This window comes from Streptomyces katrae, from assembly GCF_000966975.1.
Lineage (GTDB): Bacteria > Actinomycetota > Actinomycetes > Streptomycetales > Streptomycetaceae > Streptomyces > Streptomyces katrae.
The window spans coordinates 23,175-29,747 of the sequence record NZ_JZWV01000066.1; the positions used below are offsets into that span (position 1 = coordinate 23,175).

Sequence of the window (6,573 nt, forward strand, 5' to 3'; positions counted from 1 at the left end):
ACGAGCGTCCACCGGCGTTCGAAGTGACGTCAACCGTTGATCACACAGCAGGTCGCTGAAGACGGGCAACGAACTTATAACGGTCGCCGCGATATACCGATCGCACCCATTCGACCGGTTCTCCGTCGGCGTCCAGGGAGTGCCGCGAGAGCATCAGCATCGGCAGGCCCACGTCCGTGCCGAGCAGCCCGGCCTCGCGCGGGGTGGCGAGGGAGGTCTCGATGGTCTCCTCGGCCTCCGCGAGCCGGACGTCGTACACCTCGGCGAGGGCGGTGTAGAGGGAGGTGTACTTGGCGAGCGAGCGGCGCAGCGCGGGGAAGCGCTTGGCCGACAGGTGCGTGGTCTCGATGGCCATCGGCTCGCCGCTGGCCAGGCGCAGGCGCTCGATGCGCAGCACCCGCCCGCCGGTGGCGATCTTGAGCAGGCCGGCGAGGGTGTCGTCGGCGGTCACGTAGCCGATGTCGAGGAGCTGGGAGGTCGGCTCCAGGCCCTGGGCGCGCATGTCCTCGGTGTAGGAGGACAGTTGCAGGGGCTGGGAGACCTTGGGCTTGGCGACGAAGGTGCCCTTGCCCTGGATGCGCTCCAGCCGGCCCTCGACCACGAGTTCCTGCAGGGCCTGCCGGACGGTGGTCCGGGAGGTGTCGAACTCGGCGGCGAGGGTCCGCTCCGGCGGTACTGGAGTGCCGGGGGGTAGCGTTTCGGTCATGTCGAGCAAGTGCCGCTTGAGTCGGTAGTACTTGGGCACACGCGCCGTTCGAGTGGCCGGCCCGCCTTCCGGCTCCGTGGTCGCCCCTTCGGTGGACATCGCCGCCCGCCTTCCCGACTCCAGTTTCGCTGCCGTCACCGGCTCCTCCGATATGTGCGGTCACATGGTGACACGGGTGGGAGGGCAGGCCTCCTCCCTCCCCCAGGTGTCGGTCCGGTAACGGACCGAGCACCCGCTCATTAGACCCTTGACACCCCTAAAGGTCTAGGCCAAGCTCCCGGTACTGGTCTACACCAATATGGATCAGATCCCGGCCCCACGGGCAGTACTTGGTACGTACGTCACCGCGGCGGGCGAGGGAAGGTGCACAGCAGCAGCATCCCTGAGGAGGGTGGCGTGAAGCGCAAGCTCATTGCGGCGGTCGGTGTCGTGGGAATGATGGTCGGTGTCGCGGCGTGCGGCAACGGCGGTGACGACAAGCCGAAGTCCGACGCGTCGGGTGGCGCCAAGGAGATCACCGTCTGGGTGATGGACGGATCCGCCCCGAAGGCCTGGATCGAGCAGGTCAACAAGGAGTTTTCGGCCAAGCACCCCGGTGTGACGGTGAAGGTCGAAGAGCAGAAGTGGACCGGCATCCAGGAGAAGGTCACCACGGCCCTCTCCGAGAACACCCCGCCGGACGTCATCGAGCTCGGCAACACCCAGACCGCCGGTTACGCGGTCACGGGCGGCCTCGCCGACCTGACCAAGGACAAGGCCCAGCTCGGCGCCGACGCCTGGCAGAAGAGCATGCTCGCCTCCGCCGAGGTCGACGGCAAGCTCTACTCCGCCCCCTGGTACGCCGCCAACCGCGTCGTCGTCTACGACAAGAAGGCCTACGAGAAGGCCGGCGTCACCCCGCCGAAGACCCGCGACGAGTGGATCGCCGGCCTGGAGAAGCTGAAGGCCTCCGACCCCTCCGCGCAGCCGATCTACCTCCCCGGCCAGAGCTGGTACATCCTCGCCGGCTTCATCTGGGACGAGGGCGGCGACCTCGCCGTCAAGGACGGCGGCAAGTGGAAGGGTCAGCTCGCCACCCCGCAGGCCGCCGCCGCCATGGACTTCTACAAGAAGCTCCAGTCCTACTCCACGGCCCCCAAGGACAAGGACGAGGCCACCCCGCAGCAGTCCACCGACATCATCCCCAAGGGCGGTGTCTCCTCCTGGATCGGTCTCGGCTGGGAGGCCGGCGGTGCCGAGAAGGCCCTGAAGGACGCGGGCAAGGACGCCGACTTCGGCTACTTCCCGATCCCGGGCAAGACGGCCGACAAGACCGGCACCGTCTTCCTCGGCGGCTCCAACCTCGCCGTGGCCGAGCGCTCCAAGAACAAGGAGCTCGCCAAGGAGTGGCTGGCCCTCGCCACGGGCAAGGACCAGATGACCAAGTACGCCACCGAGGTCAAGGGCGCCCTGCTGCCCAACCAGGTCGGCGCCAACTTCACCCCCGCCGCCGGCTCCTTCGCCGAGGCCATGGCCAAGGCCGGCCTCAACGGCAAGATCACCCCGGTGACCGCGGGCTGGGCGAACGTCGAGACCGAGCCGAACCCCATCAAGGAGTTCATGACCAAGGTCCTGAAGGGTGAGGACGCCGCCAAGGCGGGCGCGGAGGCGGACAAGGAAATCGCGAACCGCATCAACAAGTAACAACCCCACCCAGCAGTACCCGCACGACCCAGCAGTGTGAACGCACCGGGGGGTGCGGCAGGCCCCGGCCGCCTGCCGCGCCCCCGGTCGCGCATTTGACTCCACAGTCAACCGCGAGGAAGCCAAGCCATGACCGTGCACTCCCAGGGAGCGACGACCAGCGCTCCACAGGACGCACCACACCAGTCCGCCGGACGGCCGAAGGCGCAGAGCCCCGCAGCCGGCCCCCGTCCCACACCTCCTCGCGGGGGCAGGAAGCAGCTCCCCTCGGGGTGGCTGCCGTACCTGCTGGTGCTGCCGGCCGTGGCCAGCATGGCCCTCCTGCTGCTGTACCCGCTGATCAAGAACGTGATCCTGTCCTTCCAGGACATCAACAAGATCGAGTTCATCCAGCGGAAGTACCCCTTCGGGGGATTCGCCAACTACACCCAGCTGATCGGCGACTCCAACTTCTGGACCGTCGTCGTCCGCAGCTTCCTCTTCACCTTCGCCAACGTCGCCCTGATCATGGTGATCGGCAGCCTCATCGGCATCCTGCTCAACCGGCTGGGCAAGTGGATGCGCCTGGTCCTGTCGATGGCGCTGGTGATGGCCTGGGCCATGCCCATCGTCGCCTCCGTCCAGGTCTTCTACTGGCTGTTCGACGAGCAGTTCGGCGTCATGAACTGGGTCATGCGCACCCTCGGCTTCTCCGGCTACGAGCAGCACAACTGGTTCGAGACCGGCCTGTCCACCCTGACGATCGTCACCCTCCTGGTGGTCTGGGGCTCCATCCCCTTCGTCGCCCTCAACATGTACGCCGGCCTCACCACCGTCGGAGCCGAGCTGTACGAGGCCGCCCGCATGGACGGCGCCAACGGCTGGCAGACCTTCTGGAAGGTCGTCTTCCCGAACCTCAAGCCCTTCTTCCTGGTCACCACGTTCCTCGAGGTGATCTGGGTCTTCAAGGCCTTCACCCAGGTCTACGCGATGAACAAGGGCGGCCCGGACCGCGCCTCCGAGATCCTCCCGGTCTTCGCCTACGTCGAGGGCCAGAGCCAGGCCCACTACGGCCTCGCCGCGGCGATCTCCGTCCTGACGATCCTGATCCTGCTGGTCGTCATGTCCTTCTACTTCCGCCTGATCCTGAAGCAGGAGGAGGAGCAGTGAGCACCACCACCGCCCCGAACGAACCCGCCCAGCAGCTGCGCACCCGCCGGCCCCTGCGCCCCGCGACCGTCGCCAAGAACCTCGGCGCCCTGCTCCTGGCCCTGGTCTTCGTCTTCCCGGTCTACTGGATGTTCTCCTCGGCCCTCAAGCCGAACAGCGAGATCCTCACCAAGGACCCGGTCTTCGTCTTCACGCCGACCCTGGACAACTTCACCAAGGCGACCGGCGTCGAGAACTTCTGGACCTACGTCACCAACAGCCTCGTCGTCACGGTCGGCGCCGTCCTGCTCGCCCTGCTGGTGGCCCTCGCCGCGAGCTTCGCGATCGCCCGCATGAAGTTCAAGGGCCGCAAGGGCCTCGTCCTCGGCGTGATGATGGCCCAGATGGCCCCCTGGGAGGTCATGGTCATCGCGATGTACATGATCATGCGTGACGCCGAGATGCTGAACAGCCTCGGCGTGCTCACCGCCATCTACTTCGTGATGGTCCTCCCCTTCACCATCTGGACCCTGCGCGGCTTCATCGCCGCCGTCCCGGTGACCCTGGAGGAGGCCGCCCAGATCGACGGCTGCACCCGCGGCCAGGCCTTCCGCAAGGTGATCTTCCCGCTGCTGGCCCCCGGCCTGATGTCCACCTCGCTCTTCGGCTTCATCACCGCCTGGAACGAGTTCGCGATGGTCCTGATCCTCAACAAGGACAAGACCGCCCAGACCCTGCCGCTGTGGCTGACCCAGTTCAAGACCGCCTTCGGCAACGACTGGGGCGCCACCATGGCCGCGTCCTCGATCTTCGCGATCCCCGTCCTGGTGATCTTCATCTTCCTCCAGCGCAAGGCCGTCGGCGGCATGACCGCCGGCGCCGTGAAGGGATAACGGCCGTGACGATCCTTGCGCACCACACGGACACCCTCACCCGCGACGCCCTCGCGGTCCTCCAGCCCGGCTTCGAGGGCACCACCGCCCCCTCCTGGCTGCTGCGCCACGTCGGCGAGGGGCTCACCTCCGTCGGCCTCTTCGGCCGGAACATCGTCTCGCCCGAGCAGCTCGCCGCGCTCACCGCGCAGCTGCGCCGGGAGCGGGACGAGGTCCTCGTCGCCATCGACGAGGAGGGCGGCGACGTCACCCGCCTGGAGGTCCGCGGCGGCTCCTCCTTCCCCGGCAACCTGGCGCTCGGCGCCGTCGACGACACGGGACTCACCCGCGAGGTCGCCCGCGAGCTGGGCCGCCGCCTCGCCGAGTGCGGGGTCAACTTCAACTGGGCCCCGTCCGCCGACGTCAACTCCAACCCGGACAACCCGGTCATCGGGGTCCGCTCCCTCGGCGCCGACACCGCGCTCGCCGCCCGCCCGCCACACCGCGGCGTACGTCGAGGGCATGCAGGCCGCCGGGGTCGCCGCCTGCACCAAGCACTTCCCCGGCCACGGGGACACCAACGTCGACTCGCACCACGCGCTGCCCCGCATCGACGTGGACCTGGACACCCTCCAGGCCCGCGAGCTGATCCCGTTCAAGGCGGCCATCGAGGCCGGCACCAAGGCCGTCATGAGCGCCCACATCCTGGTGCCCGCCCTCGACCCGACCCGCCCCGCCACCCTCAGCCCGCAGATCCTCACCGGTCTGCTGCGCAAGGAACTCGGCTACGAGGGCCTCATCGTCACCGACGGCATGGAGATGAACGCCATCGCCGGGACGTACGGCATCGAGCGCGGCTCGGTGCTCGCCATCGCGGCCGGCGCCGACGCCATCTGCGTCGGCGGAGGCCTCTGCGTCTGCGCGACGCGCTGGTCGCCGCCGTACGCGAGGGCACGCTGCCCGAGGAGCGGCTCGCCGACGCCGCCGACCGGGTGCGCGCCCTCGCCGGATGGACCCTCAGGGCCCGGCCGGACGCGCAGCCGGAGGGGAGCCGCGCGTCCGGCATCGGCCTGGAGGCGGCCCGGCGCGCCCTGGCCGTGTCGGGCACCCCGGCCCCCGTGGCCGCCCCGTACGTCGCCACGCTCGCACCCGTCGCGAACATCGCGGTCGGCGACGAGACCCCCTGGGGGGTGGCCGAGGAGCTGGCCGCCCTGGTCCCGGGGACCGTCTCGGGCGTCTTCCCCGAGGGTTCGGCCGCCGGGGACGTACTGGCGGCCGCGGGGGACCGCACGGTCGTCGCGGTGGTCCGCGACGCGCACCGGCACCCGTGGATGACGCAGGCGCTGGACGCCCTGGTCGCCGCGCGGCCGGACACCGTGGTCGTGGAGATGGGCCTCCCGCGCGCCGAGCCGCGCGGGTCGCTGCACATCGCCACGCACGGCGCCGCGCGCGTCTGCGGGCGGGCCGCGGCCGAGGTGATCGCCGGGACCCGGTAGCCCACCGGGCAAGCGGAAAGGGCCGGGCCCCCGAGGAGGGGGGCCCGGCCCTTTCCGCTTGCGGCGACAGGCTCTGCGCTCTTACAGGCCCTGCCAGACCGGCTTGTTGGCGTAGGTGTGGCGGAAGTAGTCGGCCAGCTTCAGCTTGGAGGCGGCCGCCTCGTCCACGACGACGGTCGCGTGCCGGTGCAGCTGCAGCGCGGAGGCCGGGACCAGGGCCGACAGCGGGCCCTCGACGGTCTGGGCGACGGCCTCGGCCTTGCCCTCGCCGGTGGCGAGCAGGACCAGGTGGCGGGCGTCGAGGATGGTGCCGATGCCCTGGGTGATGACGTGGTGCGGCACCTGGGCTATGTCGTCGTCGAAGAAGCGCGCATTGTCCACGCGGGTCTGCTGCGTCAGCGTCTTGATACGGGTGCGGGAGGCCAGCGAGGAGCAGGGCTCGTTGAAGCCGATGTGCCCGTCGGTGCCGATGCCCAGCAGCTGGAGGTCCACCCCGCCGGCTTCGGCGAGGGCCTGGTCGTACGCCTCGCAGGCCGCCTGGACGTCGGCGGCGGAGCCGTCGGGGCCCATGAAGGAGTCCTCGGTCAGGCCCAGGGGCTCCACGACCTCGCGGAGCACGACCGCGCGGTAGGACTCCGGGTGCCCGGCGGGCAGGCCGACGTACTCGTCGAGCTGGCAGATCCGGGCA

The 6,573-nt window shown here is 69.6% G+C and carries 5 protein-coding genes and 1 pseudogene; 4 read left to right on the top strand and 2 right to left on the bottom strand.

Annotated elements, in window-relative coordinates:
- Positions 1–40: 40 nt before the first annotated feature.
- Positions 41–805 carry a GntR family transcriptional regulator gene (locus tag VR44_RS03665; protein ID WP_045945891.1) on the bottom strand — a complete coding sequence of 255 codons (765 nt, stop codon included), beginning with the start codon at positions 803–805 and terminating at the stop codon, positions 41–43.
- Between the two features lie 297 nt (positions 806–1,102).
- Between VR44_RS03665 and VR44_RS03670 the strand changes: the two genes are divergently transcribed.
- The 4 genes and pseudogenes from VR44_RS03670 (at position 1,103) to VR44_RS03685 (ending at position 5,885) form a co-directional block, all read left to right on the top strand.
- The gene (locus tag VR44_RS03670; protein ID WP_045945892.1) at positions 1,103–2,389 is read left to right on the top strand and encodes an extracellular solute-binding protein; all 1,287 of its coding nucleotides are present in this window, start codon (positions 1,103–1,105) and stop codon (positions 2,387–2,389) included.
- Between the two features lie 129 nt (positions 2,390–2,518).
- Positions 2,519–3,538, top strand: a complete 1,020-nt coding sequence (locus tag VR44_RS03675) for a carbohydrate ABC transporter permease (protein WP_045945893.1) — start codon at positions 2,519–2,521, stop codon at positions 3,536–3,538.
- A 35-nt stretch (positions 3,539–3,573) separates the two neighbouring features.
- Positions 3,574–4,410 (top strand): carbohydrate ABC transporter permease, encoded by an 837-nt coding sequence (locus tag VR44_RS03680; RefSeq protein WP_211275013.1) that lies wholly within the window; start codon positions 3,574–3,576, stop codon positions 4,408–4,410.
- 5 nt (positions 4,411–4,415) lie between these two features.
- Positions 4,416–5,885 (top strand): annotated as a pseudogene (locus tag VR44_RS03685) (glycoside hydrolase family 3 protein).
- An 81-nt stretch (positions 5,886–5,966) separates the two neighbouring features.
- On the opposite strand, the gene VR44_RS03690 reads toward VR44_RS03685, so the two are convergent.
- Positions 5,967–6,573: glucosamine-6-phosphate deaminase (locus tag VR44_RS03690; RefSeq protein ID WP_045945894.1), on the bottom strand; the 607-nt coding region annotated here is incomplete at its 5' end.

Coding starts and splice junctions, on each gene's coding strand:
- VR44_RS03665 (WP_045945891.1), bottom strand. CDS start 805: ATGTCCACCGAAGGGGCGACCACGGAGCCGGAAGGCGGGCCGGCCACT.
- VR44_RS03675 (WP_045945893.1), top strand. CDS start 2,519: ATGACCGTGCACTCCCAGGGAGCGACGACCAGCGCTCCACAGGACGCA.